This window comes from Sporosarcina sp. FSL W8-0480 (assembly GCF_037963765.1).
Classification (GTDB): domain Bacteria; phylum Bacillota; class Bacilli; order Bacillales_A; family Planococcaceae; genus Sporosarcina.
Genome location: NZ_CP150166.1, coordinates 2,935,082 through 2,955,421 on the forward strand (window position 1 = coordinate 2,935,082; position 20,340 = coordinate 2,955,421).

The following is a 20,340-nucleotide window of genomic DNA, read 5'->3' on the forward strand; positions in this document are numbered from 1 at the left end:
CCGCAAATGTGTTCATTGTTTGTCCTAGTCGTAGTACCTATAAGTTAGTTCACCCGATTCCTTAAAAACCCCTTCGATAAAGGGTTCTCTATACAATATTACAGAGATCAATCGGTGTTTAGGTTAGCGCCACGGTTGTCCAGAAAATAATTTATTAATTGCGATGAAAAACGCATAAAACGAACGAAAGACGCATAAAGTTCCTCTAATTGCTCATAAATCTGTCCAAAAACGCATAAAAAATTTTTATGAGCTTTTGAAAGAATTTATGCGTGATTCTGCTATTTTATGCGCTTTTTGAAACGAAAAAAGCAAGCCAAGCTACAAGCCTGCTTTTTCCTTGGGCCTTTACCACTGAATGGCATCTAATTCTGCAATCGCAACTGACACGACACCCGTTTCAGCTGTAAAAAATGCGACTTCTTTCTTTTCGTCCACATTCAACAAATTTACGACCGGCATAACTTTGCCGTCTACAACGATTTCCTTAACTGGATACTGAGGCGGCAATTTTGAAAGCAATCTGCCGATACTTTTCTTCGCATGCAATATTTTCTCCACAGATTTCTCTACTGAGTCCACTTCTTGCAACTGATGGATTTCCTGTGTCTCCAACTTCCCAATAACCTTGGCGTTATCCGATTCAATCCGATTGAGCATGTCCAGAATCTCATGCATATCATCATACTGATTCAGAGTGAAGTCCCTCATGGACATCCGATGATTTTGCAGGCTTTTTCGTATACGGAACACCGCCTCCCCTTGCTTGCCCAACTCTTCACGAATCGTATCTTGCTTTACCGAATCAGAATGCAACTTCTCCTGCACTTCCCATATCCGATCGCGCAAATGAAAGTAACGATTTCGATGGCTATTCTGTTGGCGACTGACAATATCAAGAAGTCTGCCACATACCTGTTCCAACCGGTTGACGACAATGACGAGATGCTCATTCGTTTCCCGCTGTTCTTTCATGAATGCCATATACGGAGTCCAAACGAATCGGTTTTGATTTGTCAAATAATCATCAAACCAGCCATTCAAGTGAACTTTTGATTCTCCCAATTTCAAACTCCTCTATAAAGTCTTCCCCCTATTGTATGTCGATTTTCCTGTCGCGTGTTCGCCTAATCTCAGGTTAAAAACTTCCTTAACCTGCGGATTAAAAACAAGCCGAATTCAATCCATACAAAGCTGTAAATTAATGAAAATCCGAAAATCACCATGACCGTTAACCAGCTAAATGAAGTAACACCGGGGCCAAACACCGGGAATCCTAAAATGTAAAGCGGAATGCAAATGCCAATGAACAACATGATGCCGCCAATGAAAACCGCATTCAAGCGGCTCGCTTGAGTACGTATTGCCCAACCAACTGCAATACCTAATACACCCGTTGTAAACGGGAATATCATTAATTCGCTCGGTTGAATCAAAACCAACAACAAAATGGTCAATAAATAGGAGATGCTTCCCCATCGAAAAGAAATGAGAGTAGCCATGAATATCGGGGCAGTTGCAAAGGGACTTATGAAAAATCCTACTCCAGGTAAAAAACCACCGGCCGATTGAAACACTGCCGCAAGGGCCGACAGTAACGCAACGAACATCATTTTTTCACTTGGCGACCATTTCAACGTTATTGATCTATGAACAGCCCTTGGGAAAAAGGGCAAGGATTTACGAATACGAAACACCATTCCTCCTTCTGCCTTCTTCCTCTACTATATTCCCCAACAGCAGGTACCTGTTACCCGATTCTTGAATAGATTGATAGAGGTAGAAAGGGAGGCATTGCGTGTTGATTAACAAGGAAATGACTACTAATTCATTGTCCCGTAAGCTGAATCCGGAAGATATTTTAGTACCCACAGGTTTTGAAATAGATGTGTTTGCGGCGGACTTAACGACACCCATCAACATCACTTTCACGGAAAATGGCGAGATGCTTGTCGCTGATTCTGGAATTGCAGATGGGAATGGAAAGGTATTAAAACAGACGGAGAATGGCTTTACGGTCATTGCTGATGGATTCAACCCGCCTTTAACGGGAATTACAGTGTATCAGGGCAATATTTACGTTGCCCACAGACGTTATGTGACGATGATCCTGCCTGACGGGTCGAAAAAGGACATAATCGATTGTCTGCCAAGCAATGGAGATCATCATAATAACCGTGTGGTGTTTGGCCGGGATGGAAAAATGTATTTCGGCCAAGGGACTGCGACCAATAGCGGGGTTGTCGGATTGGACAATGGCTGGGTGAAAGAGCATCCGTTTTTTCATGATTACGCAGGTAACGATGTAACATTAAAAGGGCAAAACTTTTCGACTACGACATTTTTGGAGGGCAATCAAGAAGTCGATACGGGTGCATACTCGCCTTTCGGGGTTCCAAGCTATCCCGGGGAAAAGGTGAACGGCATCGTTCGAGCAAGCGGCAGCATTCTGCGGGCAAATTCAGATGGCACAGATTTAGAGCTTGTCGCATGGGGGTTGCGGAATCCATTTAGAATCCAGTTCGATAGTTATGATCGGCTATTCGCCGCGAACCACGGAATGGATGTCCGCGGAAGTCGCCCCGTCGCCAATTCCCCGGATGAATTCCAATGGATCCGTCCAGGAATGTGGTATGGATTCCCTGATTATACGGGCGGGCTTCCTCTGACAATGCCGCAATTCAAGCCGGAGAACGGAGAGCAGCCCGAATTCCTATTGGCGGAGCACCCGATGCAACCACCGATGCCAGTAACCGTATTCCCACCACACTCCGCCACAATGGGGTTCAGTTTCAATGAAAAGTTAGCATTCGGCCCGATCGGAGATGTGTATATCGCCGAGTTCGGGGCAGACGATCCAATAACAACTGGTGGAAGATTGCTTCCCCTTGTCGGACATCGCGTTTCTCGAATCGATATGCGAACAGGCGAAATTTTTCCATTCGCCATTAACCAAAGTGGCGTTCCAGCCTCCCTATCTAATGGCGGCGGTTTCGAACGACCGATCGATGCGGTTTTCGGCGCGGAAGATGTTCTCTACGTGGCAGATTTCGGACTGTTTTCAGACGAAATGGCAATTCCTAAAACAGGCGTGATTTGGAGGATAAGAAAAACGGGTTGAGTAAGGACGTGATACGGCGTATCACAATGTAGATACGCCGTATCACAACGTAGTTGTGGCGTATCACAACGTAACTCGCTCGCATCACAACGTAACACGCTCGCATCACAACGTAAACGCCGCATCACAACGTAACTCGCTCGCATCACAACGTAACTCGCTCGTATCACAATGTAACTCACTCGTATCACAACGTAAACCGTTCGTATCACAACGTAAACGCCGCATCACAACGTAACTCGCTCGCATCACAACGTAACTCGCTCGCATCACAACGTAACTCGTTCGTATCACAACGTAACACGCTCGCATCACAACGTAAACGCCGTATCACAACGTAACTCGCTCGTATCACAACGTAACTCACTCGCATCACAACGTAAAGACGTATCACAACGTAACTCACTCGTATCACAACGTAAACCGCTCGCATCACAACGTAACTCTTTTTAGTCTGCCCCAATTATTAAATAAAAACGAATCATTTTGTTTCCTTTTCCGTCAATAAGGGTATTTCCGAAAACAACGATGGACAAGGAGGTTGAACTATGAGAAAAACATTCATTGGCAGTTTTCCGAATCAGGAGCGCCTTATTTACAAAATTCAAGAACTGACGGACGAAGGCGTTGAAGAACAGGATTTGTATATCGTCATGAAAGACGAAATAGCGGTGGATGAACTCAGGCGTCACGCAACTCTCGTAGACGCAGATTCCCCCTTTAATCTGTTCAATCGTTTCATGGGATTTCTTGCAGGGGAAAAAAATGTCCGAAGCATGTTGCATGATTCCGGATTCACTGATGACGAGGCAAAAACATATTTCAATGCCGTTCAGGAAGGCGCGCTGTTACTTTACATGAATGGAAAATTCGAAAAGGTACGGAATGCGGATCGCCCGCCGATAGAACCTAATTATGAAGGCTACGGACTGATCCCTTTAGATGAATCAGAAGCGGGACTCGAAAATTGAATGAGTAAAACACCCAATGGTTTCAGTTCTCCATGGGTGTTTTCCATTCTCCTATCCCTTTACATACCTTTCACGCCATTCCGCAAGTTCCTTCTCCATCACCTGCATTTCAAGCGTTTCATCCCAACGATCAGTCATCGTATTCCAAATTCTTGCAAAAAATCTATCCTTGGCAGTTTGGTGTAAATGAAATTCGAGACAAGGCACCGAAATCCTTTGTAGTTCGTTAACAGACAAAATGGCCTGTACAACCTTTTGCGCGTCCCCTTCTGCTGAAGTTACATTTAACTGATCAAGTGCCTCCCGCCATTCGCCTTCACTAATTTTATTCACATGACGGAATTCCTCGGCATATCTGTATGCCTTTCCTTCCTCCTCTTCCGGCGCACCCGTCAAAAACAGGTTATGCGAGGGACTATAATAGACTGTCGCGTCCTCTATTTCAGGAGATTCGACAAAAATCCCGGCATCCAACTGTTGCCTTCCGGCTGCCGTCAAAGAAAAGACACCGCCATTTTTCACAATCAATCCGGCACGGCTCATTCGATCGATAACGTCTTGAACGAATAATGGCTCCACGACCAATATGTCGCCCACATCTTCGACAGATGAAAACTCTGAAGTCCGAAATGCGATTAACAACATCTTCATTAGGACATCCATCTTCGTCCGCTTCACCGTTTCGAATTCAACATCGACCACTTGAATCGGCAATGTCCATTTTTCTGTGGCAAGCAGTTTTACGTTCGGGTCTTTTAGTATTTCATCCCGAAGACGTCTTTCCAAACTGTCCATTTACCCATTCCTTTCCAATGCCAAATCGAACTCCCTGAATCCCCCGCCTAACTTCACCTTTTCCACCAATCTTGTATACATCGTTTTCGTTTCTGCCTTTTTCGGCCGGGTCATGAACATATCCGAACTGCCAACGATGATCAACAATTCCCTCGCGCGTGATAATGCAACATTCAACCGTCGGTAATCCTCAGCAAACCCAATTGTCCCACTTGGCTGATGATGGTTCCGAACGAAGCTCAAAATGATAATATCCATTTCCATCCCTTGGAATTTATCAACGGAACCGGTCCTACAATGTAAATGCTTTGGCATGATTTCCTGTTCAATGAGCCGGTCAATCCGCTTCACCTGTTCACCATAGAAACTGATCACACCAACGCTTTTCTTCGCATCCGAACTTATACGCCCTTCACGCTTAGCAAGTTCAGTCGCTTCCTCAATTTCAAGAAGCAGGTCCCTAACCTTTTGCAACTCCGCTTCATTATAAAGGCTCGTTCCGCCCTTCATTTGCGCTTCAAAATAGGAAGGTTCGTTTGGCATGTCAAACCACAACAGATGGTCATCACGCTTTATGAACCTTGACGAAAGCAGATGATCACGGGCATTGTCAGAGTCCTCTAACCCGCATTGCAGCCGATAATTCCCATCCACATAAAACGGGGTAATCGTCTCCATGATCTTCTCATGCATCCGATATTGAATACCTAACATCGTCTTATTTTGCTTCGGCAAGCTTCTGAATAAACGCTCAAAAAGCGATTCCTTCAGCATGCCACGCAATTGATTTTTCTCTTCGATATCTTTAATTTCCTCAATGAATTCATCCATCGTCTCCCGACCGACAAGTGGCGGCAACTGATGATGATCGCCGACAAGGACAATCTTCTTCCCTTTCAGCATCGGCAACAGGAGCTCGGGAGGCGTCGCCTTCGATACCTCATCGATGATGACGACGTCGAAATTCGGATAGTCTTCCATGAAATCACGTCGAGCTGAAGCGACACAAGTCGTTCCGATGACATTCGCATGCTTCACATACAGTTTTCGGATTTCATCCAAGTCATATTCACTCGCACTTGAAAGCAGTTCACTCCATTCATCCTGCAAAACTCCCACAACGGGCAATTGCGCAAGCTCTTTTTGTAAATCGATAGTTACTGCTTGTTTTGCTTCAATTTCTACACCGATTTCCTGTTTACGCTTTTCAGGTTCAGATTTAATGATTTCTTGGAGAGCATGAATCCGCTCCTTGTACGTTTGAATCTCATTTTCCACCTCAGATTCATCCTTACTCAATGCCTCCAAGGTTTCCCTTATAATCGACAATTGATTGGTCGTAGACTCCCTGATTTCGATTCTTTCCTTTAAAGCAAGTTCAGCCTTTTGAAATAAATCCTTCCGCTTCTCAAATTCAGCAAGACCCTTTTCAAGTTCTACAATCCTTTTTTCAACATCATCCCGATGGATATGCTCGTCCACAAGATCGGCAAGTGCCGAAATTTCTTCCTTTAAGCCGCGAAGCTGTTCCATATGATTCCTGATTTTCCGGTCCGCTTTCTCCTCTTCAGTCGTCAACTCAGCAAGCTTGGACTTCATTTCGTCCATGATATCTGATTTCAACGTAGAAAATCTTGTGACAGCTTCACGATCGGAAGTCGCCTTTATACTTACCGCATGCCTTTTGACTTCCTCCGACTTTCCATACAAATAAGCTAAATTCTCAGCAAGCCGATGTAATAAAGCTGCTTTTTCCGGACTCGCAGGCATTGCCAAAGTTCTTATAGTCGCCGGTAATACAAAGAAACGGCTTATTTTATCAAGCATTTCATGCATCTCTTCAGGAGTCTTGTATTTGTCATTCTGTTTGCTGTGGATTTCCTCAATGGGATAATAAAACTTTTTAAGAATCTTCTCCGCGTATTCAATCCCGTTCGACAAACGTTCCGCAACTTCATTCCATTCAAGTAGAGCATATGGATACGTTCCATTAATAATTTCCACTCGCAATCGTTCGAGTGCATTGATTTCAAGTTTTACTGGAAGAGATGGCTCTACTTGATGAATTGCATACAATTCCTTTAACTCCTCGAGCTTCCTCACTTCAGACAGTTGTTCCAAAAAACGAGTCAACGGCAGCCGTTTCCCTGCATTGATGCCGGACTCCTCTTTCAATCTGCGAACAGCTATTTCTGCGTAATCAATCGCTTCGACAGTTTGGAAATAGCGAAGCATTTTCCTCTGTGCCATTAGGCTACGCTCTGCATCTGTCATTTCCCCTTCTAACTCAGGACTGATTTCAGCGTCAGCAATGGCCCTTTCACTATCTCTTAATTCATCGGAAAGTTTATCTAACACTTGGGATAAATCTGCTTGTTGCGCTACAACCTTTATCCGTTTTTTGGATAGTTCGCTCTCCCTTTGACACAACGTTTCAAGCCGCTTAGACAACTCCCCCGCTTCCAATTCAGCTGCATGTTTTTCGACTATCTGACGTTCTGCAACTTCCATCTCCGCTTGAAGACGCTCGATTTCTACTTGAATACCTTCCATTTCAAATTCGATTTGCCGCTTTCGGTCTTCGCGTTTTTCCCGCTGTTCATTCACCGCGGCCAATGTTTCATCACGCCAATGAATCGCGACGTTTTCCTCGATAAACCGCTTCCCTTCCTCCTCGATGCTTTCCGTTCGTCCATACCGCAATATCCTGATCTTAGGATCGGACAGCAACCTTCCAAGAGCGTTATCGACAGCTAAATTCGACTGGGAAGCGACAAGCGTCCGCTGCCCCGCCTTCATCAACTGATGGCAAAGTTCCGAGATCACCGTCGTCTTCCCTGTTCCGGGAGGCCCTTGAATGACATATAAGTCATTCGCTGACATTGCACCAATGACCGCCTCTTTTTGGAATTCATTCAACGGATGATGGAACTCAAGCTCAAGCCGCTTGTTCGTAATTTGGACAACTGGGCGTTCTTCAAACAAGATTTTCTCCAAGTTCGGATTTGCCGCAAATCCATCCTGCAGATCCTTGAACCCTTTCCGCAGACGCCTGATCTGACTTAGCTCCGCAAAATTGCTGAAGACGACTTCCCGTGCATCTTTTGGCAATAACGAACCTCGCCGTGCGACCGCTTGATACTTCCGGTTTAACTCGATTTTAACGGTCCGTTTTCCACGATTCACATCAATCACTTGTCCAAGGTCATCACTTGAACCTTTCAGCTTCGCACTGAAACCCGTGATGGAACCCCAGTCTTTCGCTTCAAGTCCACTACATGTGATCGTCAGCTGGTTAAAGGACTCATTAACATGCGCCTGCGTAAAATGAGCGGTAATATCGTCAATGTCTGCATTCTTCTCCTCAATACGCAAGTATCCTTCCCAACTCTTAATCCGTTTTTCGACATACTCCGACCGTTCCTGTGCAATAGGCAATTCTCGTAGACTTGTATACAACTCTATCGGCATCGAACTGCCTGAACGCTGGTTAACCAAGAATTTCAGGCGAACTCCAAGTCGGCGATTCGTCCGAACAGGCTCTTTTCGCCCTTTCACCCGGAAACTTGTTGCAAGAAACCCTTCATTTTTGTAGACGCACTCCATCACCGCCACCCGATCTTTCAGGTGGTTAGCAAGTTGGGAATTTGCGCCCGGATCGAAATAGAAGGAGAATGTCATATTGTCTTGTTTGGCGGGGAGTTTTTCAATGTAGATAGCGAAATGATCCTGCATCGCAAAGAGCTCATTCTCGTCAATTGCCCAATTCCCGATTTCCTTCCGCGCCCGATGTGTCATATCAAGTCGACATTTCATCACTTCATTCATTACATCATTATTTCTCACCACGACACCCTCCTTTCCGTTCAACTCTTTTCCGAAATAAAACCATACGTTCTATCATACAACAAAATCCTGTTCGGATTAATTAAAAAATCGCGGGTTCTCTCGCATTCTATTTACTTTTCCGATATACTAATTAATGTTTTAAAATAGGTATAATAAATAAGTGGAGGCTTGAAGCTTTGAAAGTATGGTTATCGGTAATTGTTGGATTGTTGCTTATTCTTTCAGGATGCGTTAATGCATCGGATATAGATACAAATGAAAAATCAGCTATTGAAACTGTTAGTCAGGAAACACCCCAAGATAATAAATCTACAGAAGAAACGTCAAAAGATGATATTTCAAAAGTAGATGGTTCAAAAGATAAAACAAAAGAGACTGAATCAGAGGTCACAAAAAACAATACTCCAACTGTCGCTCCAAGCGAAAAAAAGGAGTCCGTTGTTAAAACGGCTCCCGTAAAGAAGACTGAAACGGCTGGTACAACTGCGCATATTCCAGTTCAGTTAGTTAAAACAATCGATGGAGATACGATTAAAATTCTTTATAACGGCCAAGAAGTAAATGTCCGATATTTATTGATCGACACGCCTGAAACGAGCCATCCGCGGTTAGGCAAGCAACCGTTTGGCGAGGAAGCGAAAGAGCGTAATCGGCAATTGGTGAACAGCGGTGCATTATCAATCGAATTCGATGTCGGTGAACGGTATGATAAATACGACAGATTGCTTGCTTACGTCTATGTCGATGGGAAAAGTGTTCAGGAGACATTGCTTTCGGAAGGATTGGCTCGGGTTGCTTATGTATATCCGCCCAACACGCGTCATTTGACACCTTACGAAGAAGCACAAGCAGTAGCAAAGAAAAAAAGACTGGGCATCTGGTCGGTTGAAGACTATGCCACAGATTCCGGATTTAATAGTGACGCGGCTAATACAGCAACAAAAGTCCCAACGGCAACTAGTGGATCCACTTCTAAACCTGCAGCATCTACAAGTAAGCCCGACACAACGACTAGCACTTCTTCCGGGAATAAGGAGTTTTTCCAAAACTGTACAGAGTTACGGAAGAAGTATCCTAATGGCGTCCCGCAAAGCCATCCCGCTTACCAGCCAAAAATGGACCGTGATAAAGATGGCTTTGCATGTGAAAAATAAAATTCAGCTAAACCGGGAGAGATTCATTTCTCCCGGTTCTTTCATTCCCATTTGTCGCATTTTGTCTAAATCCATCATTTTAAGTCCGGCATGAATTCCATTTGAAGAGGGAAAGGTATAAAAACACCGATTTCTCATTTCCCAAGAAATAATGTAGAAAATTGTAAGTGAAGGAGAACTATCCAATGCAGGAATTTAAAATAACGTATTTCTTTGATGAAGAACATTATATTAGACGTTTCATACATACCGACTCAATGGAAAGTGCCCAACTATTTGTACAAAACGAACGGGATCAATATATTTCATTCACAGACAGCCGTGGAATTTATCATGAGCTGCATACAGGGAAAGTCCAAGTTGTACAAGTTTCCGAATACCATCGGGCAGAAAAAAATAAAAACAACAAGAAGCTTTGAAAGAAAACATCAAGGCTTCTTGTCTTTTATCCCCCCCTCACTTCTGAGGAAACACAAAGCAGTCTGACCTCTTTGTCCGTATAGTTGTACCAGTAATGCGGACGAGTGGAGTCCATCATGATCGATTCGGAAGGACCTAATTCGTATACTTGATCTTCAAGACGTACTGTGAGAGTTCCCTCAATGACATAGAGAAATTCCTGTCCGGGATGCGTTATAAGATTCCCCTCAATTTGCCCCGGCTTCAAGACAACGTATAACGGTGCAAAATCCCGCTTTGAAAGCGCCGTTCCAAGGTCTTTGTAGTAAATATGGTGAGCATCCATCCGCTGTTCCATTATCAAAGGACGATCTGAATCTGCCTCTTCCTCCTCGAAAAAGTAACTTGGATTCACTCCAAATACGACTGAAATCTTCTTCAAGGATTCCAATGTTGCGGAACTTTTTCCTCTTTCCAACTGGGAAAGAAAACTAATGGAAAAGCCCGTTTTTTCCGCAAGTACCTTGAGTGTCATCCCTCTTTTTAATCTGATTTCTTTAATCTTTTTCCCCAATTGTTCAATTGCCATTTTCGATTCTCCTAAATAATTCTATTGACAGAATATTATTATGAAACTATGATAGGCTTAATGTTATTGAAGTGGCACTTCAATTTAAAAAGTTAAGCGCTTTCATTTATTTTTTTTGTTTGACTTTGAAGTACTGCTTCAATTATATCAAAGGAGGAATGGGTTGTGGAGAAAAAAAAGTTAAACAGGGTATTGATTGCAAGTCTCGTAGGTAGTTCCATAGAATGGTTCGACTACTTCCTATATGGAACGGTAGCCGCATTAGTGTTCAACCAAATGTTTTTTGTCAATGAAGACCCGACAATCAGCTTATTATTGGCATATGCGTCATTCGCCCTTGCGTTCTTTATCCGACCGTTCGGTGGAATTATCTTTAGTCATATCGGCGACCGGATCGGAAGGAAAAAGACACTTGTTTTGACATTAAGCATAATGGGGATTGCAACATTTGGTATGGGGCTTTTGCCTACGTATCAAGCAATCGGGATTTGGGCACCAATTCTATTGATAACATTGAGACTTATTCAAGGCTTAGGTATTGGTGGAGAATGGGGAGGCGCGCTACTACTTGCGGTTGAATATGCGCCGCCTGAAAAACGTGGTTTCTTTGGATCCGTGCCACAAATGGGGATTACAATCGGTATGATGCTTGGAACACTGGCATTGTCTATCATGACTTTGCTGCCTGAAGGTTCATTTATGACATGGGGCTGGCGTGTACCATTCATTCTGAGTGCATTGCTTGTTGTTTTCGGATTATGGATTCGTAAAGGAATTGATGAGACACCTTCATTCAAGGAAGTCCAAGAGCGTGGAGAAATTCCTAAAGTTCCACTTATTACAACACTAAAAACACATTGGCGTGAAGTCCTTATTGCAATTGGAGCCAAAGTTGTTGAAACAGCTCCGTTCTACATTTTCAGTACATTTATCGTTTCATACGCAACTACTCAACTTGATTTCTCAAGAACAGCGACGTTGAATTCAGTCATGGTTGCTACAATCGTTACAACGATTTTGATACCGATCATGGGTAAACTCTCTGACAAAGTCGGCCGTAAACCACTTTACGTATGGGGATCTGTCGCTATGATTCTGTTCGCATTCCCATACTTCTGGATGATTAAGCAAGGCTCAGTTGCCCTTCTTGTAATTGCTACCATTATTGGATTGGGAATTATTTGGGCACCAATTACAGCAGTTCTTGGAACGATGTTCTCGGAAATCTTCTCTGCTGAAGTACGTTATACGGGAATTTCTCTTGGCTATCAAATTGGGGCAGCTGTTGCCGGAGGTACTGCACCACTTGTTGCGACTGCATTACTTGCCAAATTCAACAATTCCTATGTGCCGGTTGCTCTATACATCATTTTCACGGCGGTCGTTTCACTTATTGCCATCTGGGCAGTAAAAGACCGGAAAAACGAAGCGTTAGATCTATAAGCTATAACTCCGAACAGTGTGCAATATAATTCCAAGGGGGAGATTTTAGTGCTGATCATCAATGAAAAAGAAATTCAAACTACTTATGGCATGAAAGAAGCCCTTCAAGACGTCGAGCATATATTACGTTCAAAGGCAGAAGAGAAGATCTTAAACCCACATAGAACGATCATCGAATTCCCGGCGCATAACGCATCGGTACTCTATATGCCAAGTTCCGACCTAACAAATGAACTCACTACGATAAAAACAGTGTCAATCTTTCCTGAAAACCCAGCCGTCGGCAAACCGACGACGCAAGGTGTCATCCTTGTAACCGATGCACAGAACGGCGAACATCTTGCGCTGATGAATGCTTCCTATTTAACAAGACTACGGACTGGTGCAATAAGCGGCCTTGCGACAGACCGCCTAGCAAGAAAGGATGCGAAGGTGCTTACCGTTATCGGGACAGGTGGAATGGCTTTTGAACAAGTCATCGGCGTCCTTGAAGTTCGCCGAATTGAAAAAATGCTTTTAGTCAATCCGACCATCTCAAAAGCAGAACGTTTCAAAGAGAGACTTGTGGAGTTCGGTATCGATGACAACATTCAGATTGAAATTGTGTCAGACGTTTCTGCAGCTGTTCGCCAAGCGGATATCATCTGCTGCAGCACCCGTTCCAATACACCCGTTTTTGACGGAAATGATGTAAAAGCAGGTACACATGTCAATGGCGTCGGCTCTTACTTGCCTCATATGAGGGAAGTGGATCACACGTTCATCAAACGATGCAGTAAAATTGTCATTGATGACGAAACGGGTGTCAAAGAAGAAGCTGGTGAACTAATCTACGCCAATGAACAACCCGATTGGTCCTATGATGAGTTACATGGTGAATTGATGGATCTTGTTGTAGGTACAATCGATGGAAGAGAAAATACAGAGGAAATTACTTTCTTCAAATCTGTTGGTGCCTCGTATTTCGACCTTGCCGTCGCACAGGGAGTCTATCGAAAGGCTGCTGAGTTGGGCATAGGCGTTGAGGTACAAGTTTAATCAAGTTTAATAAATCACTGAACGGCAGACTATATTTTAGTTTGCCGTTTTTCATTTCCCAAATTACTTGTTGACTTGTCCTATCAGTTCCTCTCTCACCTCCTCTATCTGAACGAGTTGGACATCGCTTTTATGTTGTACATATTGCTTTTCGAATGAAGCAAGTATCTCCACAGCAGGTTTGACTCCCGCGTAAATTGCAAAACTGAGTGTTACGACAGAAACAGCAAAGACTAATGCCACTATCTTCTTGGCCACGGTCATTCCTCCTTATAGGAATCTTTTCACTAACTATACGACGTTTATACCTTTTAGAAAATCAAATATTTCTGATAAAATACGCCATTCACCCATGATTATCGTCAGTAAACGAATAGAAATTCCCCCCATCGACAGTTTATGCTGTCGGATGCTGATAAAGAATAGGGAAACATTCATTTTTCGCAGCTTGCACGACATTCAAATTACAATGTTCGTTAAATACGTCAAAACTCAACAAGAATGTAACTTTTATAGACATATTAAGTAATTTATGTACGATATAGTGTAATATTGGGAATCAATCAATTACTTTCTTCAATTTTATTATTCTTTAGAAAATTTACATGTTATAATACAGAAGACTTATGTAAAAAGGAGGATTCGTTTATGTACTGTAAAAGTATGACTCTTGATGCAGATGCACTTGCATTAAGATGGGCAAACTCGAATGGTAGCGTTTCGGAGATCATCACACCCGAAGGAATTTTTCTTTCCGAGCAAACCCCTTTAGAACTACTTGGTCATTCCCAGAAAAGGGGATCCCCTTTGCAAGGAGGATTTTACCCAGCCAACTACCAATCGGCTAATAGAGCATTCATCCAAACGGCTGCGTCTAATATTGGAGACTGTGTTTGGATTCTAAGCGATTGTTTCACATCAAAAGCCTTGGAGAAAAATAGAACAAAAGTCTATTTCAAAAATGGAATGTCGATAACTGTCGGCGCATCCAAGGAATTCATGGAACGCAAACGTAAGCGTATACATAGATACTTTCAATCCACTTATCAATTAAATTACATACTTCCTGGTATAAAAGAATTTAATCAGAAGTATTTTTAGTTTTTTAGACATAAAAGCAGCCTCAGATAGGCTGCTCAGACTGTAGACAAACACCCTAATTTTTGGTATTGCCTACAGTCTGTTTTCATTTAAAACAGAGATAAAGCTATAAATGTTGATTTCCGCTGCGAGCGGACGCTTTCCGCGGGCACGGCTTCAGCCGCTTCCTTCGCTGCGCTCAGTCCAGGGTCTTCAGCTCGCGCTGTTCCCGCAGGAGTCGCCGCTCTCCGCTCCAATCAACGGTGTTGCCTATTAAATGAATGAGTAGATGGATATGATGACGAAGAATCAAATCAATGAACGAGACCAGTTGGAAATACTGACCATAGAACAGTTGGTTCCTCAAGACCATCTGGCGCGCAAACTGGATGCTGCGATTGATTTTTCCTTTATCTATCCATTAGTTGAAGACCTTTATTCAACCATTGGGAGACCCAGCATTGATCCTGTAGTACTAATCAAAATGACATTTATCCAATATACATTTGGCATTCGCTCAATGCGTCAGACATGCAGGCGATGCTGACTTTTGCTGCCATAAATTTGAAGAAGCTGGCCAGTTGGACATGGAGAGCGCCGGCTATGGAGGCTGAAATGATGCCCCTGTCTTAAAGGATCTCCAGTTGATTGGAGTGCAGGGCGGCGACTCCTGGGGGATCAGCGCAGCGTGAAGACCCCGCAGGAAAAACCGTTACGAAGAACGGCTTTTGCGACCAAAAGCGAAGCGTTGGGAGCACATCCGAGGAGGCTGAGGGCAAGCCCCCCGGAAAGCGTCCGCCCGGAACGGAAATCAACGTTATGTCAGCTACTAATAGTTAAAATGTAGAAAAGGGTTGGAAATCTATGATTTCCAACCCTTTTGTCTACAGTCTGAGCAGCCTCAGATAGGCTGCTTTTTAATTTTATTCCTTTAAATCCTCAATCGAGTCAATGTCCATATATTCAGGGACAACTAATCCGATTTTAACGCCTTCCATATTAATGCCAAGTTCCTCGAATTGACCGTCGAATTTGTCGGCATAAGTTTTATGCGTTACTGGCAACCATGCTGCAAGTGATGCATCTGCACTTCCGTCAGCAATTGCGGACCATAGCGGACCAGCCTCAACTTGCGTCAATGTTACATCATAGCCCACCTCTTCAAGGACAAGCTTCATAACATTATGACTGGCGATCTCACTATCCCAAGCAACGTATGCAAGATTGATTTTATCACCACTAACCTTGTCGACTCCGTCCGTCCATTCCGCTACTTTTTCTGCATTCGCATCAATCCAGTTTTGTGCAGCGACTTCCTCTTTTTCACCTTCTTGGATGGCTACCATCACTTCACCCATATCCGCTTCTGACCAGTTGAAGTTCGAAAGGATTTGGTGGGCTTCAGGAAGGTCAGCCGCAAGTCCCGTTCTTGCAATTGTACGGATTTGTTCTTCCCCACCATAAGACCCTTTTGGATCATCCAAGTATTTCAGATCGAATTTCGCGAACTTCCAATGTGGCGTCCAACCAGTGATGATAATCGGCTTTTCAGCATCATACGCTTTTTTCAATGCCGCGGTCATTGTTGCACCGGAACCAGTTGTCACTTCCCATTTATCAAGGCCATAATCCTCAATCGCTCTGTCGGTCGCTTCCATAATACCTGCACCTGGGTCAATCCCTGTGATTTTATAGTCAAGAGACTCACCTACTGAATCTGAGCTGCTGCCCGTACCAGCTTTATCATCATTTCCACAAGCGGCAAGACCTACGGCCAGTAGTGCTGCTGCTCCAAATCCAAATAGTTTCTTTTTAAAATCCATTATAATGTTCCCCCTTGTTTTTTCTTACCTGCGTACTGAGTGATCCGGTCAAGAATGATAGCTACGATGACAATTGATAGGCCAGTTTCAAATCCAACGCCTGTTTTCAATTGTGTCACCGCCCTATACACTTCCACGCCGAGCCCTGGTGCACCGACCATCGACGCAATAACGACCATGGATAGCGATAGCATGATACTTTGGTTGACCCCTGCCATAATCGTCGGCTTCGCAAGTGGGATTTGCACTTTCACCAAACGTTGCCATGTCGTCGATCCGAATGCTTCTGTCGCTTCGATCAAATCTTTCGGTACTTGTTCGATTCCAAGCATTGTCAATCGGATTGTCGGCGGCATCGAGAAGATGACTGATGCTACTACGCCAGGCACGACTCCGATATTGAAAAAGAATATCGCTGGCAATAAATAAACGAATGCCGGCATCGTCTGCATCAAGTCCAATATCGGATTGATGACCCTCTTCACCGTAGGCTGTTGGGATCCCAAAATACCTAACGGGATACCTATAAGAAGCGCAATCATAACGGACGCTATAACAAGCGCAAGCATTTGAAGCATCGGATACCAGTAGCCAAGGTAGTCAATGAACAACAGTCCGACGAGAGTAAATATCGCAATTCCTCGAGTGGAAAGGAACCATGCAAGCAATGCGAATATGACGGCAAGCAAAATGGAAGGCACCATAGTTAGCAAATCTACCGAACCTTCAACAATGCCTTTTAGAAAGCCTGATATTCCATCGAATACAGAGCCGAATTGAGTAACAAGCCAATCAATGCCAGTATCAATCCAACTGGCGAACGGCAAACGAGGCAATAAATTATCCAATGTTGCTCACCTCGTTTTCTTCCATAATTTCTTCCGCAGTATCAGAATCAGTACTGCTATTTATAAACTGCCCGTCGCCTGCCAAAGCGCCGATCAGTGCACCACGAATAATAATGCCTAACAAATGATGTTGCTCATTCACAACCGCCACCGGAATGGCAGTCGTCGAAACAGTATCGAACAAATCTGTTAACACCGTATCCGGAGAAATTGTAGGGATGTCTTTAATAAGGACTTCTTCAAGAGTTTTCCCGGACTCTGTTGCCCCCACAGCATCCTGTGCCGTTACGGCACCAACAAGCCGATTCCCTTTATCCACTACGTAGATAGATGAAATTCTGAGCCTTTTCATAAGGCGCAAGGCAACTCTTGGTCCCCTGTCGATTTGAACCATATCTGCCTTTTTCATAATCTGTCCAGCTGTCAACACTTTCGCAAGATCGACATCTTCTACAAACCGTTCTACGTATTTATTGGATGGGTTCATCAGTATTTCTTCCGGCGTGCCGATTTGAACGACGTCGCCATCCTTCATTAAAGCGATACGGTCACCAATCCGAAGCGCCTCATCCAAGTCATGGGTAATGAAGATAATTGTTTTCCCCATGTCGTGGTGAAGTTGCAGCAATTCATCCTGCATATCTTTTCGGATCAAAGGATCAAGGGCACTAAACGCTTCATCCATTAATAGAACGTCCGGATCGTTTGCAAGCGCTCTCGCCAAACCGACACGTTGCTGCATCCCGCCACTCAACTGGCTTGGGTATTGATCTTCATACCCTGATAATCCAACGAGTTCCAACGATTTCTTAGCTTTTTCCTTCCGTTCAGCTTTCGCAATCCCTTGAATCTCAAGTCCATATTCAGTATTCTCAAGAATCGTCTTATGTGGGAATAGGGCAAAATTCTGGAATACCATCCCAATTTTCTTCCTTCTCACTTCACGAAGCTGCTCTTTATTCATCTTGACAATATCTTCACCATCGATGAGCACAGACCCCATTGTCGGGTCGATCAAACGATTTAACATCCGTACTAATGTAGATTTCCCACTTCCTGACAGCCCCATAATGACAAATATCTCACCATCATAGACATCGAAAGTAGCGTCTTTCACACCTACCGTCGCCCCGGTAGATTTCAAGATTTCACTCTTCGATTTCCCCTCATTCAATAGCTGGGCTGCACGCCTGCTATGTTTACCAAAGATTTTTGTTGTGTTGATCACTTCGATTTTCTTTTTCTGATGATCCATCCTTACACTCCTTAATCCGCAAAACTTAATATCTAATAGTATAGTCGTAACAATTTTGTAATACAACCGTTTTTACCAAATAAATTGTTTGTACAGTAAAAACTGTATAAACAATACTTGTATCATTGCTTTTTAAAAGTGGGTATAATACGCTAAGAGAGTGATCGAATCTCGATTCCTATGATATACTGCGGAGGGAATGCATAATGGACGGTAAAGAAACACTTCTAAAGGCACGCGAGCGGATTATTGAAACGATTGCTCAAAATATACATCTATACGGCCTAACACCTTCTGCCGGCAGACAGTACGGCACGATGTTTTTCCACAATGAACCGCTAACCCTGGATGATATGACGGAAGAACTTGGGATGAGCAAAACGAGCATGAGCACCTCTGTAAGAGCGTTAGCTGATTTGAAATTAGTGGAACGCGCATGGATACGCGGTGTCAGAAAAGATCTTTATCAAGTGAAAGACGATTGGTATCAGAGTTTCATCGATTTATTTTCGATTAAATGGCGCAGATCCATTTCACTCCACACGGTTGCCATCAGGAAATCGCTTAGTGAGCTTGAGGAGTTGAAGAACGACCCCGAAATCAGTGATGAATTAAAAGATATCGTGGAAACAGATATTGCAAAACTTGAATACATCCGAGACTACTATGAATGGCTTGACCGTTTAGTAGATGCTTTCGAGGAGCATGAAATCTTTAAGCTTGTTCCGCCAAACGCCTAATTAGATGAATATAAATAAATGAACAAATATAGTTCGTAAAGAGGTGTCAACCTAATGTCGTCAAAAATGCCAATCTTACTGATTCTGTTAATAATTGGCAGTGTGTGTCTTGTTCTATCATTGACACTTTCATTATCGGAAGGGTTAAAGATGACCTTGCTGATTATCGCAGTTATTTTCAATATTACAAGCTCGGTTGGGCTGATGATTATTGGAGCCAAAAAAACGAGAGAATCATTGTAAGTATAAAAAAGCTGTTTTGAGGTCAATTTCCGACATCAAAACAGCTTTTTCGCGCTTTAGCCTATCCTCCCCAATACGCAAACCATATAGATATTGAATAGATACATTCGGATGCGGGGGGTATTATTTTGTTATTGATCACCATTATTGCCATCGGTGTGGCAGCAAATATTGATAATTTAGGAATCAGTATGGCGTTCGGCTTGCGTTCCAACCGCATTCCAGTCCGTTACAATCTGATCATCTCCATCATATCCATGGCAGCTGCATATGTATCGATCATAATCGGAAAAATCTTATCCAACTATTTGACGCTATCATTCTCCAACCTTACGGGAGGCATTCTTTTAATCGGACTCGGCTTATGGGTTAGCTTGAAACCATCTGAATGTGCTGGGGATGCCAAACAACTAACCTCTATCCGCTGGAAGGAATCAGTCGTCTTAGGGTTCATTTTAGCCCTCAATTGCCTTTCAATTGGCTTCAGCGCAGGCATTACCGGCGCTCTCCCATTACCTACAGCAATTTCCGTCGGTTTCTTTTCATTCATTTCCATTGCAATTGGCGTCAGGCTTGGCCATTCGATTGGAAATACATTTTTCGGTAAACATGCAGAACGTATTGGAGGATTATTGTTAATACTGATCGGCATATTTGAAATTTTTATGTGAGGTGAAATTCTACACCCCATGACATTAAAAAGGTGAAACGGGATTTATTTGCGAAATCCGTTTCACCTTTCCTACTTTTTATTCAATTTACATATCCAATGTGTTAGTCAACTCATGATAGTCAACCGTTTTCAGGAACCCCTTCGATTGCATGTTCTTTACAAATTGTAGTAGTTCCATTTTCATCTCCATGAGTTCGATGTCTAGGAATTCTGCTGTATTCTCATTTTCTGTAGGCATAATCATCATATTCCTTCACACTCCTCTTTAATCGTCTCAATTCTGATGTTACGTATATTAGACCCAGATACATTTGCGGCA

The 20,340-nt window shown here is 43.3% G+C and carries 20 protein-coding genes and 1 pseudogene; 11 read left to right on the plus strand and 10 right to left on the minus strand.

The genetic code is table 11. From position 1 onward, the window contains the following. Positions 1-348 precede the first annotated feature (348 nt). Together NSQ43_RS15090 and NSQ43_RS15095 are read right to left on the minus strand one after the other, a co-directional pair. Positions 349-1,065, minus strand: coding sequence for a hypothetical protein (locus tag NSQ43_RS15090; RefSeq protein ID WP_339251512.1), 717 nt, complete (start codon positions 1,063-1,065; stop codon positions 349-351). 68 nt (positions 1,066-1,133) lie between these two features. Beyond that, entirely contained in the window at positions 1,134-1,697 is a 564-nt protein-coding gene (locus NSQ43_RS15095; RefSeq protein WP_339251514.1) for a hypothetical protein, read from the minus strand. 101 nt (positions 1,698-1,798) lie between these two features. On the opposite strand from NSQ43_RS15095, the gene NSQ43_RS15100 reads away from it, so the two are divergent. Continuing rightward, entirely contained in the window at positions 1,799-3,121 is a 1,323-nt protein-coding gene (locus tag NSQ43_RS15100) for a hypothetical protein (RefSeq protein ID WP_339251516.1), read from the plus strand. 548 nt (positions 3,122-3,669) lie between these two features. Next, positions 3,670-4,092: a general stress protein gene (locus NSQ43_RS15105; RefSeq protein ID WP_339251518.1), complete on the plus strand. Its 423-nt coding sequence runs from the start codon at positions 3,670-3,672 to the stop codon at positions 4,090-4,092. A gap of 51 nt (positions 4,093-4,143) precedes the next feature. On the opposite strand, the gene NSQ43_RS15110 is transcribed toward NSQ43_RS15105, so the two are convergent. Beyond that, entirely contained in the window at positions 4,144-4,887 is a 744-nt protein-coding gene (locus NSQ43_RS15110) for a hypothetical protein (RefSeq protein WP_339251520.1), read from the minus strand. Further along, positions 4,888-8,733 carry an AAA domain-containing protein gene (locus tag NSQ43_RS15115; protein WP_339251522.1) on the minus strand — a complete coding sequence of 1,282 codons (3,846 nt, stop codon included), beginning with the start codon at positions 8,731-8,733 and terminating at the stop codon, positions 4,888-4,890. A 179-nt stretch (positions 8,734-8,912) separates the two neighbouring features. Here NSQ43_RS15115 and NSQ43_RS15120 point away from each other — a divergent pair, with 179 nt between their 5' ends. Both NSQ43_RS15120 and NSQ43_RS15125 read left to right on the plus strand, forming a co-directional pair. Further along, positions 8,913-9,890, plus strand: a complete 978-nt coding sequence (locus tag NSQ43_RS15120; RefSeq protein WP_339251524.1) for a thermonuclease family protein — start codon at positions 8,913-8,915, stop codon at positions 9,888-9,890. 185 nt (positions 9,891-10,075) lie between these two features. After that, on the plus strand, positions 10,076-10,309 hold the full coding sequence (locus NSQ43_RS15125) for a hypothetical protein (RefSeq protein WP_339251526.1): 234 nt from the start codon (positions 10,076-10,078) through the stop codon (positions 10,307-10,309). A 26-nt stretch (positions 10,310-10,335) separates the two neighbouring features. Here NSQ43_RS15125 and NSQ43_RS15130 read toward each other — a convergent pair whose 3' ends face one another. Beyond that, complete coding sequence (locus NSQ43_RS15130) at positions 10,336-10,878, minus strand: XRE family transcriptional regulator (RefSeq protein WP_339251527.1); 543 nt, start codon at positions 10,876-10,878, stop codon at positions 10,336-10,338. A gap of 165 nt (positions 10,879-11,043) precedes the next feature. Between NSQ43_RS15130 and NSQ43_RS15135 the strand changes: the two genes are divergently transcribed. Next, positions 11,044-12,321 carry an MFS transporter gene (locus tag NSQ43_RS15135; protein ID WP_339251529.1) on the plus strand — a complete coding sequence of 426 codons (1,278 nt, stop codon included), beginning with the start codon at positions 11,044-11,046 and terminating at the stop codon, positions 12,319-12,321. A gap of 48 nt (positions 12,322-12,369) precedes the next feature. Beyond that, complete coding sequence (locus NSQ43_RS15140) at positions 12,370-13,359, plus strand: ornithine cyclodeaminase family protein (RefSeq protein ID WP_339251530.1); 990 nt, start codon at positions 12,370-12,372, stop codon at positions 13,357-13,359. Positions 13,360-13,422: 63 nt separating this feature from the next. Here the strand turns inward: NSQ43_RS15140 and NSQ43_RS15145 are convergent, their stop codons facing one another. Beyond that, positions 13,423-13,617, minus strand: coding sequence for a hypothetical protein (locus NSQ43_RS15145; protein ID WP_339251531.1), 195 nt, complete (start codon positions 13,615-13,617; stop codon positions 13,423-13,425). 390 nt (positions 13,618-14,007) lie between these two features. Between NSQ43_RS15145 and NSQ43_RS15150 the strand changes: the two genes are divergently transcribed. Together NSQ43_RS15150 and NSQ43_RS15155 are read left to right on the plus strand one after the other, a co-directional pair. Continuing rightward, positions 14,008-14,460: a competence protein ComK gene (locus NSQ43_RS15150; protein WP_339251533.1), complete on the plus strand. Its 453-nt coding sequence runs from the start codon at positions 14,008-14,010 to the stop codon at positions 14,458-14,460. Positions 14,461-14,734: 274 nt separating this feature from the next. After that, positions 14,735-14,971 (plus strand): annotated as a pseudogene (locus NSQ43_RS15155) (transposase); the annotation flags it as partial. A 391-nt stretch (positions 14,972-15,362) separates the two neighbouring features. Here the strand turns inward: NSQ43_RS15155 and NSQ43_RS15160 are convergent. Genes NSQ43_RS15160 through NSQ43_RS15170 form a run of 3 tightly spaced genes read right to left on the minus strand, consistent with a single transcriptional unit; the run spans position 15,363 to position 18,365 of the window. Further along, complete coding sequence (locus NSQ43_RS15160) at positions 15,363-16,262, minus strand: glycine betaine ABC transporter substrate-binding protein (RefSeq protein WP_339251535.1); 900 nt, start codon at positions 16,260-16,262, stop codon at positions 15,363-15,365. Next, on the minus strand, positions 16,262-17,110 hold the full coding sequence (locus tag NSQ43_RS15165; RefSeq protein WP_339251537.1) for a proline/glycine betaine ABC transporter permease: 849 nt from the start codon (positions 17,108-17,110) through the stop codon (positions 16,262-16,264). Before NSQ43_RS15165 ends, NSQ43_RS15160 begins: the two co-directional genes overlap by 1 nt. Then, entirely contained in the window at positions 17,103-18,365 is a 1,263-nt protein-coding gene (locus NSQ43_RS15170; RefSeq protein ID WP_339251539.1) for a glycine betaine/L-proline ABC transporter ATP-binding protein, read from the minus strand. The genes NSQ43_RS15165 and NSQ43_RS15170 overlap by 8 nt, the downstream gene beginning before the upstream one ends. A gap of 206 nt (positions 18,366-18,571) precedes the next feature. Between NSQ43_RS15170 and NSQ43_RS15175 the strand changes: the two genes are divergently transcribed. The 3 genes from NSQ43_RS15175 (at position 18,572) to NSQ43_RS15185 (ending at position 20,019) form a co-directional block, all read left to right on the plus strand. Beyond that, positions 18,572-19,105: a GbsR/MarR family transcriptional regulator gene (locus NSQ43_RS15175; RefSeq protein WP_339251541.1), complete on the plus strand. Its 534-nt coding sequence runs from the start codon at positions 18,572-18,574 to the stop codon at positions 19,103-19,105. 54 nt (positions 19,106-19,159) lie between these two features. Beyond that, a complete protein-coding gene (locus NSQ43_RS15180) occupies positions 19,160-19,348 on the plus strand; it encodes a hypothetical protein (protein WP_339251543.1) in 189 nt (62 codons plus the stop codon). Between the two features lie 128 nt (positions 19,349-19,476). Further along, on the plus strand, positions 19,477-20,019 hold the full coding sequence (locus NSQ43_RS15185) for a manganese efflux pump (protein ID WP_339251544.1): 543 nt from the start codon (positions 19,477-19,479) through the stop codon (positions 20,017-20,019). A gap of 87 nt (positions 20,020-20,106) precedes the next feature. Here the strand turns inward: NSQ43_RS15185 and NSQ43_RS15190 are convergent, their stop codons facing one another. After that, positions 20,107-20,268 carry a hypothetical protein gene (locus tag NSQ43_RS15190; protein ID WP_339251546.1) on the minus strand — a complete coding sequence of 54 codons (162 nt, stop codon included), beginning with the start codon at positions 20,266-20,268 and terminating at the stop codon, positions 20,107-20,109. Between the last annotated feature and the right edge of the window lie 72 nt (positions 20,269-20,340).

Bases quoted from the DNA above. Each gene is read 5' to 3' on its own strand.
- NSQ43_RS15105 (WP_339251518.1), top strand. From the start codon at position 3,670: ATGAGAAAAACATTCATTGGCAGTTTTCCGAATCAGGAGCGCCTTATT.
- NSQ43_RS15110 (WP_339251520.1), bottom strand. From the start codon at position 4,887: ATGGACAGTTTGGAAAGACGTCTTCGGGATGAAATACTAAAAGACCCG.
- NSQ43_RS15125 (WP_339251526.1), top strand. From the start codon at position 10,076: ATGCAGGAATTTAAAATAACGTATTTCTTTGATGAAGAACATTATATT.
- NSQ43_RS15130 (WP_339251527.1), bottom strand. From the start codon at position 10,878: ATGGCAATTGAACAATTGGGGAAAAAGATTAAAGAAATCAGATTAAAA.
- NSQ43_RS15150 (WP_339251533.1), top strand. From the start codon at position 14,008: ATGTACTGTAAAAGTATGACTCTTGATGCAGATGCACTTGCATTAAGA.
- NSQ43_RS15160 (WP_339251535.1), bottom strand. From the start codon at position 16,262: ATGGATTTTAAAAAGAAACTATTTGGATTTGGAGCAGCAGCACTACTG.
- NSQ43_RS15170 (WP_339251539.1), bottom strand. From the start codon at position 18,365: ATGGATCATCAGAAAAAGAAAATCGAAGTGATCAACACAACAAAAATC.
- NSQ43_RS15175 (WP_339251541.1), top strand. From the start codon at position 18,572: ATGGACGGTAAAGAAACACTTCTAAAGGCACGCGAGCGGATTATTGAA.
- NSQ43_RS15180 (WP_339251543.1), top strand. From the start codon at position 19,160: ATGTCGTCAAAAATGCCAATCTTACTGATTCTGTTAATAATTGGCAGT.
- NSQ43_RS15190 (WP_339251546.1), bottom strand. From the start codon at position 20,268: ATGATGATTATGCCTACAGAAAATGAGAATACAGCAGAATTCCTAGAC.